Below are 19,082 nucleotides of genomic sequence, written 5' to 3'. Positions count from 1 at the left end.
GGAAGAAAAAAGGCCAGACCATGCTGTTGACCATCGACCGTGTTCAGAAAACCTATCCCGGCGGGCGCCCGGTTCTGCGCGACGTGTCGCTGACATTGGATGAAGGGCAAACCCTGGCCCTGACCGGCGAAAGCGGCAGTGGCAAAAGCACTCTGCTGAACCTTGCCGCAGCGCTTGACTGTTTCGACAGCGGTGAAATCATCTTGAACCGAACCCCTCTGTCCCATCTGGACGATGCCGGGCGGGCCGAATTGCGGCGCAGTCAGCTTTCGTTGGTGTTTCAGCAGTTCAATCTGATCCCTTCGCTGACCGTTGCGCAGAACCTTTCCTTTCACGCCCGCCTTGCCGACGCCGAGGATGCCGGGTGGACCGCGCATCTGACTGAACGCTTGGGCCTGTCCGATCTTTTGGACCGATATCCCGAAAACCTGTCCGGCGGGCAACAGCAGCGGGTGGCGATTGGTCGTGCCATGGCAGCGCGTCCGAAACTGCTGCTGGCGGATGAGCCCACGGGCAATCTGGATGAAACCGCCAGCGCAAGGGTTCTGGATCTGATGTTGGCCTTGGTGGCTGATACCGGCGCAGCGCTTCTGTTGGTCACGCATTCCCAACAGATTGCAGCCCGACTGGATCGAACCGTCCAGCTCTGCGGTGGTTGTATCCAATGACACGCGCCGTCATTCAGGCTTTGATGTCACACTGGCGGGTGCACTGGTTGCAACTGGCGACGCTTTTGACAGGCATCGCGTTGGCCACCGGTCTCTGGTCCGCGGTTCAGGCCATCAATGCCGAAGCGCGCGCCAGCTATGCCCGGGCCAACGCGCAGCTTGCCCTTGGACAGTTCGACGAGCTGCGCGATCCTTCCGGTCTAATTCCGGTTTCTCGTTACGTAGATCTGCGTCGTGCTGGCTGGCAGGTGGCGGCCGTTCTGGAGGGCCCCTATCGAATCCGGGGCCGCACATTGCGCCTGATGGGTGTGGACATGGTCGCCTACCCGGCCCTGCCCGCCGTCACCGAAGCCGACCAAAGCACCGCGCCGACTGAGCCGGCAGACATGCTGACCGCTCCGGGGCGGCTTCTGGTCGCGGCAGAGCTGGCGCCGCTGTTGCGCGACCAGAACAACCTTCCGCCGGTTTCGTTCACCACGGCGCTGCCACCGGACGTTATTCTGACGGATATCGGCACAGCCGAAGCCCTGCTGAACCAAACCGATTTCATCTCGCGACTCATTGTGTTGCCGGATCAGCCGCGTGATCGGCCACCTTTGGCCGAAATCGCGCCCGAACTGGAGCGCGCCAGCCCATCCTCGCAAGTCGATACTGCTCGGTTGACTGACAGTTTTCACCTGAACCTGTCGGCTTTTGGCCTGCTGTCCTTTGCCGTTGGCCTGTTCATCGTGAACGGCACCGTCGGGCTGGCTTTTGCCCAACGCCGAGGCATGATCCGCACCCTGCGTGCGCTAGGCGTTTCGATGCGGCGGCTGGTCTTCCTGATCCTGACCGAACTCACGGGGCTGGCCCTGATCGGTGGAACCCTGGGGCTGCTTCTTGGGTTCTTTCTGGCCGGAGCGTTGTTGCCCGATGTCGCAGCAACCCTTCGTGGCCTGTATGGTGCGCCCGTGACCGGACAGCTGACATTGCACCCCCATTGGGTGTTTGCCGGGATGGCGATGGCTGTCTTCGGCACCTTGTTTGCCAGTGGCCATGCGCTGTGGCGATTGTCTCGTATGCCCCTGCTGGCGGGGCCCGGTGTGCAAGCCTGGCAGGGCAATGCCGGCACACGTCGTGTGACAGGTTTGCTCGGCTTGTCCCTGATCCTCGGCGGTGTCATCGCCTATCTCGGCATCGGTGGGCTAGTTGCCGGTTTCGTGCTGTTGGCCGGATTGCTGACGGGTGCCGCGCTTTTGTTGCCGGCGCTTCTGACCTTTGCGCTTTCGGTCTTTGGCAACAGGTCCCGTGGCGCCGTCGCGCAGTGGGTCTGGGCCGACGTGCGGGCACAATTGCCCGGGCTGTCGCTTGCCCTGATGGCCCTGTTGCTTGCGCTTGCGGCAAATATCGGTGTGGGTACAATGGTTTCAAGTTTCCGGCTGACCTTTGTCGGCTGGCTCGACCAGCGCCTGACTTCAGAGCTGTATCTGACCGTCCGTGACGAAGAACAGGGGCGCGAGATCACGGATTGGCTGCGTCCGCAGGTCGACGTCATCCTTCCAATTCGCAACATGGAACTGTCGCACGAGACGGGCCCCCTGTTTCTGTACGGGGTCATTGACGATCCGGTCTATCGGCAACACTGGCCCTTGATATCGGCAAACTCGACCGTATGGGACGACGTGATGGCCGCAGACGCGGTTCTGATCAACGAACAACTTGCACGGCGCGCGAACCTATGGCCCGGAGATACGCTGACACTGTCCCCGGCTCACACGCTGACCATCGCTGGGGTTTATTCGGATTATGGAAACCCAACCGGGCAAGCCATTGTATCGATGAGCCAACTTGACCGGATCGCACCAGGGGCCGAAACCCGACGGTTTGGCATCCGTTTGAACCCCGAACAGGCGACTGAAATGGCGCAGACATTGCGCGAGCGGTTTGCCCTGCCGCGTCAGGCCGTGGTCCAGCAGGCCGCCATGAAGGCGCAATCATTGGCAATCTTCGAAAAGACCTTTGTCGTGACATCGGCGCTCAATGTTCTGACCCTCGGTGTGGCGGGATTTGCCATACTCACCAGCCTGCTGACCCTGTGGACCCAGCGCTTGCCTCAGATTGCTCCGGTATGGGCGCTAGGACTGAATCGGGCGCAACTGGCGCGGCTGGAGCTTTTGCGCAGCGTGCTGCTCGCGGCTCTGACCGCGAGCCTGGCGTTGCCGCTTGGTCTGATTCTCGCCTGGGTTCTGTTGGCGGTGATCAATGTGCAAGCCTTTGGCTGGCGGTTGCCGATGTTCGTGTTTCCCTGGGATTGGTTGTGGCTGTTCCTGTTGACCCTGCTGGCCGCCCTGGTTGCAGCGGCCCTGCCCGCGCTGCGCATGTTGCGTCTGCCCCCTGCCGATTTGCTGAAGGTGTTCGCCAATGAACGTTAAAACCCTTTTGGCCGTTCTCGTGTTTTTGTGCCCATCGCCTCTTTGGGCGCAGGGCTTTGCAGGTCTTGGAGGGTCGGCGGAAGGGTTCGAGGTTCCGCAGGCGGGCTTTGAATTCGACTTTCCCAAAGACCACGGGCCTCATCCCGCCTATCGGATCGAATGGTGGTATCTGACGGCCAACCTCAAAGGCGAGGACGGGCGTGACTATGGCATCCAATGGACCCTTTTCCGGTCGGCCCTGAAACCTTTTGAAACAGATGGATGGCACAGCCCGCAGATCTGGATGGGCCATGCGGCTGTCACCACGCCTGACACCCACTATTTTGCCGAACGCCTGTCGCGTGGGGGGATTGGGCAGGCAGGTGTTGCGGTGCAACCGTTCGAGGCCTGGATCGACGAATGGCGCATGGCCGGACCGGATATGGATACCCTGACCTTGACCGCGAACGGGGCTGATTTCGGGTACGATCTTGCGCTGAGCGCACAAGGCCCGTTGGTGTTTCATGGCCAAGCGGGCTATTCTGTCAAATCCGCCGACGGGCAAGCCAGCTATTACTATTCGCAACCCTTTTATTCAGTCGAAGGCGTACTGCACCTGCCGGATGGCGATATGCGCGTCACCGGTCAGGGCTGGCTGGACCGGGAATGGTCTTCGCAACCCCTGGCCGAGGATCAAACCGGCTGGGATTGGTTTTCGCTCAGCTTCGAGGACGGGGACAAGCTGATGGCCTTTCGACTGCGCGGTGGTCGCGGCGATTTCACTTCGGCTACATGGATCAATTCAGACGGCAGCACCGATGCCATCCCCGACGGATCCGTCAGGCTTGAGCCGCTTGCGACCGATCAGGTGGCAGGGCGCGACGTCCCGACGCAATGGCGCGTCGTGCTTGCGGACCGAGGCATCGACGTCAAGGTATCCGCCCTGACACCGGACGCCTGGATGGGGACACGTTTTGAATATTGGGAAGGTCCGGTCACGGTCACCGGCAGCCACGAGGGCGTTGGGTATCTCGAGATGACGGGCTACTGACCTGGCTGCGGGAGCCCGAACGGCGGGCAGGCGACCGTCGGGGCTCCGGCACCTCTGTGCACGGCATCTGCTTTTCGCGTCAGCGGACCACGTAAACCGAGACGTTGGAATGTCGCACCACGCGTGCCGCATTCGGGCCCAGCAGGTAATCCTTGAAATCCGGCTTGTGGGCTCCGATTACGATCAAATCAGAACCGGCACTTTCGGCCGTCTTCAAAATCTCCTGATAAGCTGTTCCTGTCGCAACCACATGGCGGATGGTTTCGTTGCGCTCGGCCCCCAGGGCCGATACGCACAGCGCCGTCAGTTTGGCCTGCGCTTCCTCCAACGCCTTGTCGTGAAAACCGGATTCGAAAAACCCCGACACCCAGCTTTCCCCGAAATCGGGCAGCACTGTCACCACGTCAAGCTGCGCCCCTTCCATATCCGCCAGCGCGGCTGCTTTTTTCAGAACCGGTGCATCAATCTCGCCATTGCTGATATCAACGGCACACAGAACGGAACGTGTCATACGAGCACCTCTTGTCTGGCGGCACGGCCGCGTTGCAGGAAAGCGATCAGACCCAGCAGGATCAGCGCCGGGATATAGACCAGTTGCTTCGGAGGCTGGCTGGACGGCAGGCTGGCCGAGCTCAGACGCACGGCCTCGTCACCGTAATAGTCAAAGTTGGCCAGATCTTCGGCAACCGGTGATCCAAACATCGGCTCGTCAAGTTTGACAAGGCCATCCTCTTCCAGCAACAGCAGCCCCATGGCATCGACGCGCGCTTCACCGCCCTCTTCGGATCCGACTGGCACGACAACCGTGGTGTCCACCATCTTGCCGGTATCAAAATCCGGCCCGCTGATCACCATGCGAACCTCGGTTCCCGGTGGAGTCTGGCCGATGGTTTCGACAAACGCCGCAGGCTCGACCGAAGTGTATGGAGGCGCGATGCGATCCATGAAGAAATCCGGCCTGAACAGGGCGAAGGCCACGGCGATCAGCGCGATACTTTCGTAGATGCGGCTGTGGGTCAGGAAGTACCCCATGGTGCCTGCCGTGAAGACAAGTATCGCTATCGTCGCGAAAATCGCCACTATGATCCCTTCGACCCATGTCACATCGATCAGCAGAAGATCGGTGTTGAAAATGAACACGAAGGGCAGCGCCACGGTGCGCAGGCTGTAGAAGAAGGCCGTGAAACCGGTTTTGATCGCATCACCGCCCGACACGGCCGCGGCGGCAAAACTGGCCAGCCCGACCGGAGGTGTCACGTCGGCCATGATCCCGAAATAGAACACGAACAGGTGGACAGCGATCAATGGAACGATCAGCCCGCTTTGGGCGCCCAACTCAACAACCACACCGGCCATCAAAGAGCTGACAACGATATAGTTCGCGGTTGTCGGCAGACCCATGCCCAGGATCAGGCTGAGCAGCCCGACCATGACCAGCATCAGGATCAGATTGCCACCCGACAGGAACTCGACCAGATCGGCCATAACCTGACCAACCCCCGTCAACGTGACGGTTCCCACGATCACGCCCGCAGTTGCCGTGGCAAGCGCGATGCCGATCATGTTGCGTGCCCCGTCGATCAGACCTTGCCACAGGTCGGCAACACCATCGATGAAAGTGTTGTACAGGTTGCTCTGCCCGCGGAACATCGCTTTCAGCGGCTTCTGCGTCAGCAGGATGACAAACAGCAACGATGTGGCCCAGAAGGCGGACAGGCCCGGTGATTTCTGTTCGATCATCAGGAAATAGACCAGCACGATGATCGGCAGCAGGTAATGCAGGCCAGCTTTGTAGATATCGGCGATGACCGGCAGTTGCACTTCTTTGGCATTGGGGTCGTCCGGTTCCAGATCCGGAACCTGTGCCGCCAGATAAAGCAGTGCGACATAGACCGCGCAGATAATCAGGCTGAGCACGATCCCAGCGGCCGACGGCACCCAGCTTGTCACGGCATCCACCGGGAATTGTGAGCCATAGCAAAGACCTGCAAACACCAGGAAAAAGCCCAGCATCCCAACTACGGTCCGCGCCAGATGTACATCGCGGTCGCCCAGCGTGGGCATGTTCCGTTTCACGGCCTCAAGGTGCACGATGTAAACCAGTGCGATGTAGGAAATCGCAGCCGGCAGGAAGGCATGGGTGATCACCTCGACATAAGAGATGCCCACATATTCCACCATCAGGAATGCAGCGGCCCCCATCACCGGCGGCATGATCTGCCCGTTGACCGAGCTGGCAACCTCGACCGAGCCCGCTTGTTCACTGCTGAACCCGACGCGCTTCATCAGCGGGATGGTGAAGGTACCTGTGGTAACAACATTGGCAATCGACGAGCCCGAGATCAGGCCGGTCGCAGCCGAGCCCACAACCGCCGCCTTGGCCGGACCACCACGCAGGTGGCCCAGGGCCCCAAAGGCCATCTTGATAAAGTAGTTCCCTGCCCCGGCTTTATCCAGCAATGCGCCAAACAGCACGAACAGGAAGACGAATTTCGTGGAAACACCCAATGCAATACCAAACACGCCCTCGGACGTGATCCACATGTGGCTCATCGCCTTTTTCAGGCTCGCGCCCTTCCAGCGGATAACTTCGGGCACCCATTCCGAGGCACCGAAGAAGACATAGGCCAAAAATATGGTCGCGATAATTGCCATGGCAGGGCCAAGCGCACGGCGCGCGGCCTCGAACAACAGCACCAGGCCAAGCAACGCAACCCATTTGTCAGTGTCGTCGGCCAAACCGCCCGCATTGACGATCTTGTCATAGAAGAAATAGCCGTACAGCGCGACGAACGCGCCCACCAATCCCATGATCCAATCCTGAACCGGAATATAGTTCCGGGGGCTGGATTTGAGCGCCGGATAGGCCGCAAAGGCCAGAAACAAAGCAAAAGCCAGATGGAATTGCCGTGCATTGTTCACGACGCTTCCGGGCAAGACATAATTCGCCAAGGGCGAAGCCAGAACAACTTGAAATATCGACCAGATCGCGGCCACGACCGCCAGGAAAACGCCCACGTTCCCGACCGGATTTCGCCCTCCTGCGTCAGAAGATGCAACCAGATCCTGAAGCTCTTCTTCGGAAAGCGGACGATTGGATTGAGTGTCGGAATTCATCAAATGTCTCCCCGTCGCGGCCATTGTTCGGCCTTCTGAAATCCCGTTTCACACGGGTTTTGTGCAGGGCGCCCTTGGGCACCCTGCGTCAGGTCTGGTTTACTGAATCCAGCCTTTTTCTTTGTAGTACTTCTCGGCACCCGGATGCAGCGGAGCCGACAGGCCATCCGCAATCATCTCTTCGGGCTTCAGGTTCGCAAACGCCGGGTGCAGCTTTTTGAAGTCATCGAAGTTTTCAAAGACCGAGCTGACGACCGCGTAAACCGCATCTTCCGATACATCGGCCGAGGTCACGAAGGTCGCGCCCACACCAAAGGTCGAGGTGTCTTCGTCAGACCCACGGTACATGCCACCGGGAATGGTTGCCTTGCGGTAGAACGAGTTTTCGTTGACCAGCTTGTCCACGGCCTCACCGCTGACGTTCACCAGAACCGAGTCACATGCGGTGGTGGCTTCCTGAATCGAACCTGAGGGGTGGCCAACAGTGTAAACCATTGCGTCGATCTGGTTGTCGCACAGGGCCGCCGACTGTTCAGCCGCTTTCAGCTCGGTCGCCAGTTCGAAATCGTCTGTGGTCCAGCCCATTTCGCCCAGCAGGACTTCCATGGTGCCGCGCTGACCGGAACCGGGGTTGCCGATGTTGACGCGCTTGCCCTTCAGGTCTTCAAAGTTGGTGATGCCGGAATCGGCGCGGGCCACCACGGTGAAGGGTTCGGGGTGCACCGAGAACACGGCGCGCAGGCCTTCGAACGGGCCGGCTTCTTCGAATTTTGAGGTGCCGTTATAGGCGTGGTACTGCCAGTCGGACTGGGCCACACCAAACTCCAGCTCGCCTTCGCGGATGGTGTTGATGTTGTAAACTGAACCACCGGTCGATTCGACCGAGCAGCGCACGCCGTGCTCTTTCCGGCCTTTGTTGACCAGACGACAGATCGCGCCGCCGGTCGGATAGTAAACGCCGGTGACACCACCGGTACCGATCGTAATGAACTCTTCGGCATATGCCGCCGGAGCCAGAAGGGCTGCGGTGACGAAGGCGCCGACGCTCAGTTTGCTGCTGTTTTTCATCTGTTAACTCCCACTTTTTTTGTCTGGCAGTTGGAAATCAAGTTTGATCACCTGCTCAGGGAAGCGTGCCGATAATACAAACCGGCCCGCATCGCAACGGCTACAAATCTTTGAATTTCCCAATTTCTCCCAACCCTTTCGAGGTTTCATTCAGATACTCGCAATGTCAAGGCCGGCACCGGTCTGACCTGCGCCAATTCGCATATATGAGCATAAATCCCGAACTTTCCCCATCAGTTCACAGCGAGCCGTCCGGGTTCATGCGGTCACTCCAAATCCAAAACGTGACCTCATTCCCGGCGCTAATCACCGCGAAACAGAGCGAACCGCGTTTCGGATAAGGAGGCAGGGCAAGTCACGGATGTACGTTTCGACGAATCTGACAAAGGCACTTCAATACCAACTCGGTTCACGATCCATCCTTGCGGGGACCTGATCACCTGTCTGCTGATGCAGGCCAAGAACGTTGTGGCACTGGTGGCTCGTTACGGAGGACCACAAACAAGAGATGCAGATCAAGTTTGCGGGTCAGCAGCTTGATAACGGCGCCCCGCCCTTGGGACGGACGTTGTTCTGAGTTTGTCGGAACTGTGGTGCCCAAGGAGAGACTCGAACTCTCACGCCCGTGAAGGCGGGGGATTTTGAATCCCCTGCGTCTACCATTCCGCCACTTGGGCCACGAACACTGGATTAGCGCCCATCCAAGCGAAGGTCCAGAGGCAAAAACCATCCAATATTCCATTTGTTTCGCCTTCGGCTGTTGACGGTCCATCGGGCGCATGGTTTGGCTGGGTTTCAGACCGAAAACGGGATTTGAGTGCTTTATGTTACGATCGCTTTATGACTGGACCATTCGTCTGGCCGAACACCCTCACGCGCTGTGGGCGCTGGCCATCGTGGCTTTCATCGAAAGTTCGTTCTTCCCGATTCCCCCAGATGTGCTGATGATTCCGATGATTCTGGCCCGCCCGTCCCGGGCATGGCTGATCGCAACCGTGGCACTGGTGGCATCGGTTCTGGGGGGCATGCTGGGCTATGCGATTGGTGCGTTTTTCTATGAAAGCATCGGGCAGCCCATTCTGGAATCCATGGGGAAAGCCCATGCCATGGAAGAATTCAATACCCGGTTCAACGACTTCGGGTTCTGGGCCGTTCTGGCCGCTGGTGTGACCCCCTTCCCCTACAAGGTCATCACCATTATGTCCGGCTGGACCGGCATGCCGCTTGGAACCTTTATCGCGACCTCGATTCTGGCCCGCGCGTTGAGGTTCTTTCTGGTGGCAGGCCTGCTCTGGGGATTCGGTGAGCCGATCCGCGACTTCATTGAAAAGCGCCTGGGGCTAATGTTCACTTTGTTCATCATCCTCCTGTTTGGCGGATTCCTGGTGGTGAAATACTTATGACGAGACGTTCGCAACTTGTCGCAGTGGCAAGTCTTGGATCACTGGCGCTTCTTCTGGCCGCTTTTGGCTTTCAGCATCTCGGCGGGCTTGCGCCGTGCAAGATGTGCATCTGGCAGCGCTATCCTCATGCAGTGGCAATCGCGATTGGCGCCGTGGCGCTGGCATTGCCAAGGCTGACCTTTCTTCCCTTGCTGGGCGCCGCGGCGGCCGCGACGACTTCGGCGGTGGGCGTATTTCACGCCGGCGTTGAACAAGGCTGGTGGGAAGGCCCAAGCAGCTGCACATCCGGCAGCATCAGCGGTCTGTCCGCTGACGATCTGTTCGATCAAATCATGTCCGCGCCTTTGGTGCGATGCGATGATATCCCCTGGGAGATGTTCGGTATCTCGATGGCTGGCTGGAACGCCATTGCTTCTGCCATGCTGGTGCTGATCTGGCTGGCCGCATGGAAATCCCGCGCGGCTTAGAACTCGTCCAGCTCTGCATCCCAGTACAGGAAATCTATCCAGCTTTCATGCAGGTGGTTCGGTGGGAATTTCCGTCCGATATTGCGCAACGCTTCGGCATCGGGCTGACGTGGCGGCTTGCGCAAGGTCATCCGAGCCTGGCGCAGCGACTTTGACCCCTTGCGCAGATTGCACGGGCTGCACGCGGCCACCACGTTCTGCCAACTGGTCACACCACCGGCGGCCCGCGGCACCACATGATCGAAGGTCAGGTTGTCCCGGCTGCCACAGTACTGGCAGCGGAATTCATCCCGCAAAAATAAATTAAAGCGCGTGAAGGCCACGCGCTTTCTGGGTTTTACATAGTCTTTCAAAACAACGACCGAGGGTATTCGGATCTCGGTGCTCGGGCTGCGGACGACTTCGTCATATTCAGCCACGATATCGACCCGATCCAGCCAGGCCGCCTTGATCGCTTCTTGCCAGGGCCACAGTGACAGCGGGTAATAGGACAAGGGGCGATAATCGGCGTTCAAAACCAGGGCCGGGTGTTGTTTGAGCGCACCCGGCTCCCTTACAAATTCGGTTCTGAAGTCTCCGTCCATCACAGAATCGCTCCTCGCTCTCAGCTGCCCGTTTGTGACACCAGAGCGGGGAGCACCCGCCCCGGTCTTTTTATAACTATATATCGTGTTAAAACTCTGACAAGCCCTGATTTTCCACAATATGTCGCAGACGGGGTAACGCGAATCCGTAACAGGCACGTGACAGTTATCCACAGCTTGCACCGGGGGTGACCTTCGGGCTATGCGCAGGTCATGTCCTGGTTCATTCGCTTCAACAAACCTTATGATGTTCTGCCGCAGTTCACGGACCGCGCCAATACGGACGGCCCACGCAGCACGCTGTCCGATTTCATCGATCTTCCCGGCGTCTATCCGGCGGGCAGGCTGGACCGTGACAGTGAAGGTTTGATGCTGCTGACAGATCATGGAAAGTTGCAATCCCAGATCTCTGACCCAAAGCACAAGATGGCCAAAACCTATTGGGTTCAAGTTGAAGGCACCCCCGACGAGGCGGCCCTGAAAACGCTCCGCAACGGGGTCGAATTGAAGGATGGTCTGACCCGCCCTGCCAAGGCCCGCCAGATCGACGAGCCCGAAATGCTTTGGCCGCGCACCCCGCCGATCCGTGAACGCAAGACGGTACCGGACAGCTGGCTTGAACTGACCATACGTGAGGGCAAAAATCGACAGGTGCGTCGGATGACTGCTGCCGTGGGCCTGCCGACGCTGCGCCTGATCCGGTACCGCATCGGAGACTGGACCCTGGATGATCTTGAGCCCGGGCACTGGGACAGTCTGCCAATGCCGACACTGAGCGCGGCCCCCCAACGCAAGCGCGACCGTCGCCCGCGCCGGTGACAGACCCTGCCCCGATCTGCTAAACTGAGGTCATGAAGAAAACGCCTGACATCCCGGCCCCTTCGGCCATTCTGGAAGCCGCGCTCTATGTTGATGATCTGGACGCGGCAGAACAGTTTTACGGCGAAGTTCTTGGGCTCGAACGCATCCAACGCGTCGCTGACCGCCATGTTTTCTATCGCATCGGCGGATCGGTCCTGCTGATTTTCAATCCCGACCAGACCGAACAACCGCCGCTCGACCCCGGCATGCCGGTTCCGCCCCACGGCGCGCGCGGCCCCGGACATGTGTGTCTTGTGCTGTCACGAGAGGAAATCGCAGTGATGCGCAAACACCTTCTGGATTGGAATATTCCAGTAGATGCCGAGTTTGACTGGCCCGGCGGCGTGCGATCCCTGTATGTGCGCGACCAGGCCGGAAACTCGGTCGAGTTCGCCGAAGCGCACCTTTGGACTTGATCCGGTGCGGAACGCATGGGCGCTCCGCAGATCAGATTCCAAACACTAAAGGCTTAGCTTGTCGCGCATGAAAGCCAGCGCAACGCTCAGCCCATCCGGGGCGATACCGTGCCCGGTGCCTTTCATGACATGGGCATAGACCTCTTTGAAACCCGCAGCTTGCAAGGCTTCGGCCGCTTCCGGCAGGGATTGAGGCGGAACAACGTCGTCAGCGTCGCCATGCACCAGCAAGACAGGCATCCGGCTGACGGTTTCATCCACCAGCAAATCGGGTTCCAGCAAACGGCCTGAAAAGGCTACGATCCCGGCCACGGGATCTTCCCGCCGCGGCGCAACGTGCAAGCTCATCATGGTGCCCTGGCTGAAGCCAAACAGCACAACCTGTTCGGGCAGAACATCTTCGTCCACCATCAGCGCGTCCAGAAAGGCGTTGAAGTCCTCGACAGCCATTTCCATGCCCCGGCGGGCTTCTTCTTCGGAAGATCCATCGATCCACGGAATCGGAAACCACTGATACCCGTTGGGCATTCCGGGGATCTGCTCGGGCGCGTCGGGGGCCACGAACAACGTGTCAGGCAGGTGTTCACCCAGCGGATCGGCCAATCCCAGCAGATCGGCACCGTTTGCGCCATAGCCATGCACGAACACCACGACCGAGCGCGTGTCGCCCGAAACAGGCTCTTTCCGGAGCGCATTCAAAACCCGTGTCATCTGATCCCTTCTCTTTGTTTTGCAACCCGGTAATAGGCCCACAGCACCCGTGCCGCAACCGAACGCCAGGGCGACCAGGCCTCGGCCATTTTGCGCAATTCCTTGTCCGTTGGACGTTCAGGCAAGTCATAGAGGATGCGCGCCGCCTCTTGCAGGGCGAGATCACCGGGTGCGATGACATCTGCGCGACCCAGTGAGAACATCGCATAGATTTCGGCTGTCCAGACACCGATACCCGGAACTTGCGTCAAAGTAGCGACGACATCTGCGTCAGTTGCATCGCGCAGTGCCTTATAGTCGATACGTGCCTCGGCCAGAGCGCGTGCATAACGGATCTTCTGTCGGCTCAACCCAACTGCCCGCAGATCGTCATCCGTTGCCCACAGGATCTTGCGCGGACCGGTCAAGCGGGCATCCTGAAGCCGTTTCCAGATCGCATTGGCCGAAGCCACGCTGACTTGCTGACTGACGATTGCACTCAATAATTGCGCAAACCCATCGGGGCGGCGGCGCAGCGGCAAGGGGCCGGTCTGATCCATCGCATACGCCATGCGCGGACAGGTTTGGGCCAGCCATTCGGCCCCTTCCGCCACACAGTCCGATGTTTCGATGATGCGGCCTGCGGGCATGCGGCCTCCCTGCTCTGTTATTTCGGGCAGGTTAGGCGCATGTGACGCAGATGCAACCCGCTTGTGCCGCAAACACTTAGCCGATAACCATTCGCCCATGACCATGATTTCAACCCTTCCGGACGACCGGCAGGCCAAACGCAATGTGGCCGTGCTGGTGGCTGCCCAAGCCATCCTGGGTGCGCAGATGCCGATGATGTTCATCGTTGGCGGGCTTGCAGGTCAATCGCTGGCCTCGAACCCTTGCCTGGCGACGCTGCCGATATCCCTGATCGTTCTGGGATCGATGCTGGCAGCCACGCCGATCTCGGCCATCATGCAAAAATGGGGCCGTCGCGTGGGGTTCCTTGTCGGGGCAACCGCCGGTGCACTGGGCGGGCTGATCGGGGCCTATGGCCTGTTTCTGGGCTCGTTCCCCATTTTTCTTGTCGGCAGCCTGCTGACCGGCATCTACATGAGCGCACACGGGTTCTATCGCTTTGCGGCAGCAGACACCGCGTCAAACGACTACCGCCCAAAAGCGATTTCATACGTGATGGCCGGTGGGCTGGCGGCCGCCATCATCGGGCCTCAGATCGTGAAACTTACGTCTGAAGCTTACGTCATCCCTTTTTTGGGAACATATATGGCCGTAATCGGGATCAACGTTCTGGGCTCGGCGCTGTTCTTCTTTCTCGACATTCCGACGCCTGCGAAACCTGCGGCCGATGAACCCAAGGGGCGGTCACGGATCGAGTTGTTGAAAACACCCCGCATCGCCGTCGCGATCATCTGTGCCATGGTGTCTTATGCGTTGATGAATCTGGTGATGACCTCGACGCCGCTTGCCGTTGTCGGATGTGGATTTTCCGCCAATGACGCAGCGGATATCGTGACCAGTCACGTGCTGGCAATGTATGTCCCCAGCTTCTTCACCGGGCACCTGATTGCCCGGTTTGGCGTTGAGAAGATCGTCGCTCTGGGTTTGGCCATACTTGCTGCATCAGGGGTGGTTGCGCTGCAAGGCGTTGAATTGGGTAACTTTTTTGTCGCCCTTGTTCTTCTGGGCATTGGTTGGAATTTCGGATTCATCGGCGCGACCACGATGCTGGCCGCGTCGCATGAATCGCATGAACGCGGACGGATGCAGGGCCTCAACGACCTGCTGGTGTTTGGCGGTGTGACATTGGCATCGCTGGCCTCGGGCGGGTTGATGAACTGCTCGGGCGGATCCGCGATCGAGGGGTGGAACGCCGTTAACCTGGCCATGATCCCCTTGCTGACACTGGCAGGTGGCGCATTGCTGTGGCTGATTTTGCGCCCGGCCGATCCCGAAAGGGTCTGATCACCAGCGCCCGCTGCCGACGGTCCACATCAGGGACAGTCGCTGACGCATTTCGCCTGGTTCCAGCGCTCCAGCCGCCACCCGCTTGGGTTGGGCGATGGCCTGCTTAAGCACCCGTTCCGCCAACCAACCTGCATACAGCGCGGGACGCGCCTCAGGTGCGATGTCGGCCCGGTTTGATCGCGCCTTGCGCAATCGGTCCAAAGCGGATTGGGCCAGTTGCTGAACGCCACCCGTCGACCCATTAAGCAAAGGTACGCGACCCCGCTTTTCCAGTTCGGGAATGGCGCGGAACCAATTTGCCACACCGACTCCGTACCCGAAATCGCGCAACACGCTTTCATCCGCCGCACCCAGCGCCTGCGCCGAGGCGACGAAAAGAGATCCGGAACTGTGGTTGATATAGGCGTCAAAATGTTCCTGATCCTCGAACGGATCCCGGTATATATCCCAACGTCTTACGGCAACAAATTCATCCAGAACGCCTGCCAGATGCGGCGACAGGACCCGCGACAAAGGCGTCACCACCTCGTGCCGCCGCACCGCGGCCCCTTCTGCAATCTCCTGCAACGCGTCGCGCCACCATTGCAGCCGCATTTCGGCAATCATGGCCTCTTGCGTCACCCATGGCGCGCGGGCGACTTCGACATTCAACGCATAGATCGGAAACAAAACCACGCGGGCCGCGACCGGAGCAGCCATCGTCGCCCGGAACCGATCAGGATCCGCACGCTGTACCAGCGCGGCGCAGGCTTTGACATCATCGTCGAAGGTCCCACTCACTCGGCCGCAGCCTTTTGCGGATCGCAATCACGGACCAGTTTCCACTGGATCGCATCCAGCAGCGCCTCAAAGGACGCATCAACTATGTTCGCACTAACACCCACCGTCGACCAGCGCCGCCCCTGACCGTCTTCGCTGTCGATGATGACGCGGGTCACCGCTTCGGTCCCGCCCTGGGTGATACGGACCTTGAAATCGACAAGGCGCATGTCTGACAAAACCTGCGAGTATTGTCCCAAATCCTTCGCCAGCGCCTTGGCCAGCGCGTTCACAGGCCCCCTGTCGTTTCCGGAGTCGTCCATGGACTCGCTGACCGACAGTTTCTTTTCACCGTCCACTTTGACCACGACGACAGCCTCGGACAGGCTGACCATCTTGTTGTATTTGTTCTTCCGACGCTCAACAGTGACCTTGTAGCGTTTGACCTCGAAGAACTCAGGCAGTTGCCCCAGTTCATCCCGCGCCAACAGTTCGAAACTGGCCTGCGCGGTGTCGTAGGAATACCCAACCGCTTCACGATCCTTGATCCGCTCAAGGATGCGGCCCAATGCGGGATCACCGGCTTTGACGCTCAGCCCCGCCTCGGTCAGGCGTTTGCGCAGGTTCGACTGACCCGCCTGGTTCGACATCGGAATGATACGTTCATTGCCTATGCTCGCAGGGTCCACATGTTCGTAAGTCGACGGGTCCTTAAGGATCGCGCTGGCGTGCAACCCCGCCTTATGCGCAAAAGCCGACGCGCCCACATACGCCGCCTGCTTGCTGGGAACGCGGTTCAGGACATCGTCCAACATGCGGCTGATGCGGGTCAGCCTGGCCAGCGCATCAAGGCTGACGCCGGTTTCGAACTGCGAGGCGTAGGGTTCTTTCAGCAGCAATGTCGGGATCAGCGCCGTCAGGTTTGCGTTGCCGCAGCGTTCCCCCAGACCATTCAGCGTTCCCTGAATTTGCCGCGCACCTGCTTCGACCGCCGCCAGAGAACAGGCCACTGCGTTCTCGGTATCGTTATGGGTGTGAATACCCAACCGTTCACCCGGCAGGCCGGCCGCGATCACTTCGGACACGATCCGCCCGACCTCGGACGGCAACCCGCCGCCGTTGGTGTCACACAGCACAACCCATCGCGCGCCCGCCTCCAGCGCGGCCCGGCAAACTTGTGTCGCGTATTCGGGGTTGTCCTTGTACCCGTCAAAGAAATGTTCGGCATCGAACAACGCCTCGCGCCCTTGCGCCACGATATGCGCGACCGAAGCACGAACGTTTTCCGTGTTCTCTTCAAGCGAAATGCCAAGCGCATGGGTCACGTGATAATCATGTGACTTGCCAACCAGACAAACGGCCTGCGTACCCGCATTCATCACCGCAGCCAGCACATCGTCATTCTCGGCCGAGCGCCCTGCCCGTTTGGTCATGCCAAAGGCCGTCAACCGGGCCGCGGTCTTTGGCGCCGCCTCGAAAAACGCGCTGTCGGTGGGGTTGGCACCGGGCCAACCGCCTTCGATGTAATCCACCCCCAATGCGTCCAGCGCCTGTGCGATCTGCACTTTTTCAGCGGTTGAAAACTGCACGCCCTGCGTCTGCTGCCCGTCACGCAGGGTCGTGTCGTAGAGGTAGAGGCGTTCTTTGGTCATCAGACCTCCTCCAGCTTGGCAGCATCAAAACCGGCGCCCGGCACCAGTTCAACACCTTCCTTGCTCATTCGCACCTCAAGCCCCGCCGCAACATACGCCGCCTTGAGGCGATCGACCTCCGAGAAATCCTTGTTTTCCATTGCAGATACGCGCGCCTTTGCCAAGCGATCTGCATGGGCCGACAGATCGACCTGCGGCGTCTGAGCCCACGACGGGACATCGTTGCCCAACAATCCCAAAAATTGCAGCGAATGCCGCAACCCCACGACATCGTCAGCGATGGATAACTGGTGGAGTTCGGCGATGGCACCGGCTGTGTTCAGGTCATCGGCCAAAAAGTTAACGACTTGAGGATGCGGCTCGCCATAACCAACCCCTTGCGCGGCCTGCGCGTAGAATTTGCGCAAGGTTCGCTCCGCTTCACGGGCCTTTTTTTCAGTCCAATCCATCGGCTTGCGGTAATGCGTCTGCAAAAAGACAAACCGGATCACTTCACCCGGCACGCCTTGCTCCAACAGATCGTGAACTGTGAAGAAATTGCCCAGAGATTTGGACATTTTCTTACCTTCGACCTGCAGCATCTCATTGTGCAACCAGTATCGAGCGAACTCACCTTCCGGGTGCGCGCAGCAGCTCTGGGCAATCTCATTCTCGTGGTGCGGGAACATCAGGTCGTTGCCGCCACCATGGATATCAAAACTCTCACCCAGCAACTCATAGCTCATGGCCGAGCATTCGATGTGCCAGCCCGGACGTCCCCGCCCCCATGGGCTGTCCCAGCCCGGCAGTTCATCGGTCGAGGGTTTCCACAGAACGAAATCCATCGGGTTCTTCTTGTAGGGCGCCACCTCGACCCGCGCGCCGGCGATCATGTCATCCACCGAGCGCCCCGATAGCTTGCCATAGCTTTCTTTCCAGCTATCCACCGCAAACAGAACATGACCTTCGGCGGCATAGGCATGGCCCTTGGCGATCAGGTCTTCGATCATCGCAATCATCTGTGCGATGAACTGGGTCGCACGCGGCATCTCGTTCGGCTCCAACGTGCCCAAAGCGCCCATATCATGCAGGTACCAGCCGATGGTTTCATCCGACCGTTGCTGCACCAATTGCTCCAGCGTGCCTTCCGCGCCCGCCTGTTTGCGGGCCAGCGCGGTGGCGTTGATCTTGTCGTCCACGTCGGTGAAATTGCGCACATAGGTCACGTGCTCTGCGCCATAGACGTGGCGCAACAGACGATAAAGAACGTCGAACACGACCACCGGGCGGGCATTGCCCAGATGGGCGCGGTCATAGACCGTCGGACCACAGACATACATCCGCACGTTGTCAGGGTCGATCGGTACGAAATCTTCCTTCGTCCGCGTCCGCGTGTTGTGCAGCTTGATCGTCGTCATCGGTCGGGCTCCTAGAAAACAGCAAAGGCTTGCGCGTTGGCGCGGGCTTAGCAACTTGTCTCAGGGATGAAAACGAAAGAAACCGGCCCGCTTGATAAATCAGCAGGTAATGCAGCAGATAATGATGCAGGTCACCGGGTTCATGCCCCTCGGTTAGCACGGGATTCCCGCCAAGCCAAGCGTTGAGTTTGATCACCCGGTCCGGCAGAGTGCCCGTCATGGATCGAGACCTCATCAATTCCATCTGCAAGGAATTTCCCGGTGCAGAACTGTCAGACCCATGGGGCGGCGGTCATGACGCGTGGAAAGTTGGCGGCAAGATGTTTGCCTGTATCGGAATTGCAAATGACGGTGTTTCCGTCAAAACGCCCGACGTGGAAACGGCTCAGATGCTGATTGATGCCGGTGTCGCGGTGAAAGCCCCCTATTTTCACCGCAGCTGGGTCCGCCTGCCGTTTGATGCCGAGACCGAGGAGCTGCGCCATCGTTTGACGGCCTCCTATGACCTCGTGCGCGCATCGCTGACAAAAAAGCTTCAGGCAACGCTGGCGCCGCGAAGCTGATTGACAAACGGCCACTGCT

19 protein-coding genes and 1 tRNA gene are annotated in these 19,082 nt (G+C 59.3%); 9 read left to right on the top strand and 11 right to left on the bottom strand.

Annotated features, from left to right (window positions below; genetic code table 11):
• Positions 1–20: 20 nt before the first annotated feature.
• From ACR0LI_RS04980 to ACR0LI_RS04970, 3 genes are read left to right on the top strand one after another with little or no spacing between them, the layout of a single operon-like run.
• The gene (locus tag ACR0LI_RS04980; protein WP_480718108.1) at positions 21–668 is read left to right on the top strand and encodes an ABC transporter ATP-binding protein; all 648 of its coding nucleotides are present in this window, start codon (positions 21–23) and stop codon (positions 666–668) included.
• Entirely contained in the window at positions 665–3,079 is a 2,415-nt protein-coding gene (locus ACR0LI_RS04975) for an ABC transporter permease (protein WP_480718107.1), read from the top strand. The genes ACR0LI_RS04980 and ACR0LI_RS04975 overlap by 4 nt, the downstream gene beginning before the upstream one ends.
• Entirely contained in the window at positions 3,069–4,109 is a 1,041-nt protein-coding gene (locus tag ACR0LI_RS04970; RefSeq protein ID WP_171723220.1) for a lipocalin-like domain-containing protein, read from the top strand. The genes ACR0LI_RS04975 and ACR0LI_RS04970 overlap by 11 nt, the downstream gene beginning before the upstream one ends.
• Before the next feature lie 79 nt (positions 4,110–4,188).
• Here the strand turns inward: ACR0LI_RS04970 and ACR0LI_RS04965 are convergent, their stop codons facing one another.
• The 4 genes from ACR0LI_RS04965 to ACR0LI_RS04950 all read right to left on the bottom strand — a co-directional run bounded on the left by ACR0LI_RS04965 (position 4,189) and on the right by ACR0LI_RS04950 (position 8,971).
• The gene (locus tag ACR0LI_RS04965; protein ID WP_171632280.1) at positions 4,189–4,620 is read right to left on the bottom strand and encodes a universal stress protein; all 432 of its coding nucleotides are present in this window, start codon (positions 4,618–4,620) and stop codon (positions 4,189–4,191) included.
• Positions 4,617–7,226 carry a TRAP transporter permease gene (locus tag ACR0LI_RS04960; RefSeq protein ID WP_171723219.1) on the bottom strand — a complete coding sequence of 870 codons (2,610 nt, stop codon included), beginning with the start codon at positions 7,224–7,226 and terminating at the stop codon, positions 4,617–4,619. Before ACR0LI_RS04960 ends, ACR0LI_RS04965 begins: the two co-directional genes overlap by 4 nt.
• 99 nt (positions 7,227–7,325) lie before the next feature.
• Complete coding sequence (locus ACR0LI_RS04955) at positions 7,326–8,294, bottom strand: TAXI family TRAP transporter solute-binding subunit (protein ID WP_152458069.1); 969 nt, start codon at positions 8,292–8,294, stop codon at positions 7,326–7,328.
• A gap of 591 nt (positions 8,295–8,885) precedes the next feature.
• Positions 8,886–8,971 (bottom strand) — tRNA-Leu (locus ACR0LI_RS04950).
• Positions 8,972–9,118: 147 nt separating this feature from the next.
• Here ACR0LI_RS04950 and ACR0LI_RS04945 point away from each other — a divergent pair.
• Positions 9,119–9,697: a YqaA family protein gene (locus ACR0LI_RS04945; RefSeq protein WP_152458071.1), complete on the top strand. Its 579-nt coding sequence runs from the start codon at positions 9,119–9,121 to the stop codon at positions 9,695–9,697.
• Positions 9,694–10,164, top strand: coding sequence for a disulfide bond formation protein B (locus tag ACR0LI_RS04940; RefSeq protein WP_171723218.1), 471 nt, complete (start codon positions 9,694–9,696; stop codon positions 10,162–10,164). The genes ACR0LI_RS04945 and ACR0LI_RS04940 overlap by 4 nt, the downstream gene beginning before the upstream one ends.
• Here ACR0LI_RS04940 and ACR0LI_RS04935 read toward each other — a convergent pair.
• Positions 10,161–10,748 (bottom strand): HNH endonuclease, encoded by a 588-nt coding sequence (locus ACR0LI_RS04935; protein WP_152458073.1) that lies wholly within the window; start codon positions 10,746–10,748, stop codon positions 10,161–10,163. The two genes, ACR0LI_RS04940 and ACR0LI_RS04935, sit on opposite strands and share 4 nt — an antisense overlap.
• 213 nt (positions 10,749–10,961) lie before the next feature.
• Between ACR0LI_RS04935 and ACR0LI_RS04930 the strand changes: the two genes are divergently transcribed.
• Both ACR0LI_RS04930 and ACR0LI_RS04925 read left to right on the top strand, forming a co-directional pair.
• On the top strand, positions 10,962–11,567 hold the full coding sequence (locus tag ACR0LI_RS04930; protein WP_171632272.1) for an rRNA large subunit pseudouridine synthase E: 606 nt from the start codon (positions 10,962–10,964) through the stop codon (positions 11,565–11,567).
• Positions 11,568–11,599: 32 nt separating this feature from the next.
• Complete coding sequence (locus ACR0LI_RS04925; protein ID WP_480718106.1) at positions 11,600–12,025, top strand: VOC family protein; 426 nt, start codon at positions 11,600–11,602, stop codon at positions 12,023–12,025.
• Between the two features lie 45 nt (positions 12,026–12,070).
• Here ACR0LI_RS04925 and ACR0LI_RS04920 read toward each other — a convergent pair whose 3' ends face one another.
• On the bottom strand, positions 12,071–12,736 hold the full coding sequence (locus ACR0LI_RS04920) for an alpha/beta hydrolase (RefSeq protein ID WP_152458076.1): 666 nt from the start codon (positions 12,734–12,736) through the stop codon (positions 12,071–12,073).
• The gene (locus ACR0LI_RS04915; RefSeq protein WP_480487654.1) at positions 12,733–13,365 is read right to left on the bottom strand and encodes a DNA-3-methyladenine glycosylase family protein; all 633 of its coding nucleotides are present in this window, start codon (positions 13,363–13,365) and stop codon (positions 12,733–12,735) included. Before ACR0LI_RS04915 ends, ACR0LI_RS04920 begins: the two co-directional genes overlap by 4 nt.
• 97 nt (positions 13,366–13,462) lie before the next feature.
• Here ACR0LI_RS04915 and ACR0LI_RS04910 point away from each other — a divergent pair, with 97 nt between their 5' ends.
• On the top strand, positions 13,463–14,689 hold the full coding sequence (locus tag ACR0LI_RS04910) for an MFS transporter (RefSeq protein ID WP_480718105.1): 1,227 nt from the start codon (positions 13,463–13,465) through the stop codon (positions 14,687–14,689).
• Here ACR0LI_RS04910 and ACR0LI_RS04905 read toward each other — a convergent pair whose 3' ends face one another.
• Genes ACR0LI_RS04905 through ACR0LI_RS04890 form a run of 4 tightly spaced genes read right to left on the bottom strand, consistent with a single transcriptional unit; the run spans position 14,690 to position 18,720 of the window.
• Positions 14,690–15,472, bottom strand: coding sequence for a squalene/phytoene synthase family protein (locus ACR0LI_RS04905; RefSeq protein WP_171632262.1), 783 nt, complete (start codon positions 15,470–15,472; stop codon positions 14,690–14,692).
• Positions 15,469–17,103 (bottom strand): citramalate synthase, encoded by a 1,635-nt coding sequence (gene cimA, locus ACR0LI_RS04900; protein WP_480619456.1) that lies wholly within the window; start codon positions 17,101–17,103, stop codon positions 15,469–15,471. The genes ACR0LI_RS04905 and cimA overlap by 4 nt, the downstream gene beginning before the upstream one ends.
• A complete protein-coding gene (gene cysS / locus ACR0LI_RS04895; RefSeq protein ID WP_480619458.1) occupies positions 17,103–18,500 on the bottom strand; it encodes a cysteine--tRNA ligase in 1,398 nt (465 codons plus the stop codon). The genes cimA and cysS overlap by 1 nt, the downstream gene beginning before the upstream one ends.
• Positions 18,433–18,720 carry a hypothetical protein gene (locus ACR0LI_RS04890; protein ID WP_480718104.1) on the bottom strand — a complete coding sequence of 96 codons (288 nt, stop codon included), beginning with the start codon at positions 18,718–18,720 and terminating at the stop codon, positions 18,433–18,435. The genes cysS and ACR0LI_RS04890 overlap by 68 nt, the downstream gene beginning before the upstream one ends.
• On the opposite strand from ACR0LI_RS04890, the gene ACR0LI_RS04885 reads away from it, so the two are divergent.
• Positions 18,719–19,063 (top strand): MmcQ/YjbR family DNA-binding protein, encoded by a 345-nt coding sequence (locus ACR0LI_RS04885; RefSeq protein ID WP_171723213.1) that lies wholly within the window; start codon positions 18,719–18,721, stop codon positions 19,061–19,063. The two genes, ACR0LI_RS04890 and ACR0LI_RS04885, sit on opposite strands and share 2 nt — an antisense overlap.
• Positions 19,064–19,082: the final 19 nt, after the last annotated feature.

Source organism: Ruegeria sp. CL7 (assembly GCF_056536445.1).
This window is presented reverse-complemented; position numbering and strand designations above follow the sequence as displayed.

Coding starts and splice junctions, on each gene's coding strand:
- ACR0LI_RS04980 (WP_480718108.1), top strand. CDS start 21: ATGCTGTTGACCATCGACCGTGTTCAGAAAACCTATCCCGGCGGGCGC.
- ACR0LI_RS04975 (WP_480718107.1), top strand. CDS start 665: ATGACACGCGCCGTCATTCAGGCTTTGATGTCACACTGGCGGGTGCAC.
- ACR0LI_RS04970 (WP_171723220.1), top strand. CDS start 3,069: ATGAACGTTAAAACCCTTTTGGCCGTTCTCGTGTTTTTGTGCCCATCG.
- ACR0LI_RS04965 (WP_171632280.1), bottom strand. CDS start 4,620: ATGACACGTTCCGTTCTGTGTGCCGTTGATATCAGCAATGGCGAGATT.
- ACR0LI_RS04960 (WP_171723219.1), bottom strand. CDS start 7,226: ATGAATTCCGACACTCAATCCAATCGTCCGCTTTCCGAAGAAGAGCTT.
- ACR0LI_RS04955 (WP_152458069.1), bottom strand. CDS start 8,294: ATGAAAAACAGCAGCAAACTGAGCGTCGGCGCCTTCGTCACCGCAGCC.
- ACR0LI_RS04945 (WP_152458071.1), top strand. CDS start 9,119: ATGTTACGATCGCTTTATGACTGGACCATTCGTCTGGCCGAACACCCT.
- ACR0LI_RS04940 (WP_171723218.1), top strand. CDS start 9,694: ATGACGAGACGTTCGCAACTTGTCGCAGTGGCAAGTCTTGGATCACTG.
- ACR0LI_RS04935 (WP_152458073.1), bottom strand. CDS start 10,748: ATGGACGGAGACTTCAGAACCGAATTTGTAAGGGAGCCGGGTGCGCTC.
- ACR0LI_RS04930 (WP_171632272.1), top strand. CDS start 10,962: ATGTCCTGGTTCATTCGCTTCAACAAACCTTATGATGTTCTGCCGCAG.
- ACR0LI_RS04925 (WP_480718106.1), top strand. CDS start 11,600: ATGAAGAAAACGCCTGACATCCCGGCCCCTTCGGCCATTCTGGAAGCC.
- ACR0LI_RS04920 (WP_152458076.1), bottom strand. CDS start 12,736: ATGACACGGGTTTTGAATGCGCTCCGGAAAGAGCCTGTTTCGGGCGAC.
- ACR0LI_RS04915 (WP_480487654.1), bottom strand. CDS start 13,365: ATGCCCGCAGGCCGCATCATCGAAACATCGGACTGTGTGGCGGAAGGG.
- ACR0LI_RS04910 (WP_480718105.1), top strand. CDS start 13,463: ATGACCATGATTTCAACCCTTCCGGACGACCGGCAGGCCAAACGCAAT.
- cimA (WP_480619456.1), bottom strand. CDS start 17,103: ATGACCAAAGAACGCCTCTACCTCTACGACACGACCCTGCGTGACGGG.
- cysS (WP_480619458.1), bottom strand. CDS start 18,500: ATGACGACGATCAAGCTGCACAACACGCGGACGCGGACGAAGGAAGAT.
- ACR0LI_RS04885 (WP_171723213.1), top strand. CDS start 18,719: ATGGATCGAGACCTCATCAATTCCATCTGCAAGGAATTTCCCGGTGCA.
- ACR0LI_RS04890 (WP_480718104.1), bottom strand. CDS start 18,720: ATGACGGGCACTCTGCCGGACCGGGTGATCAAACTCAACGCTTGGCTT.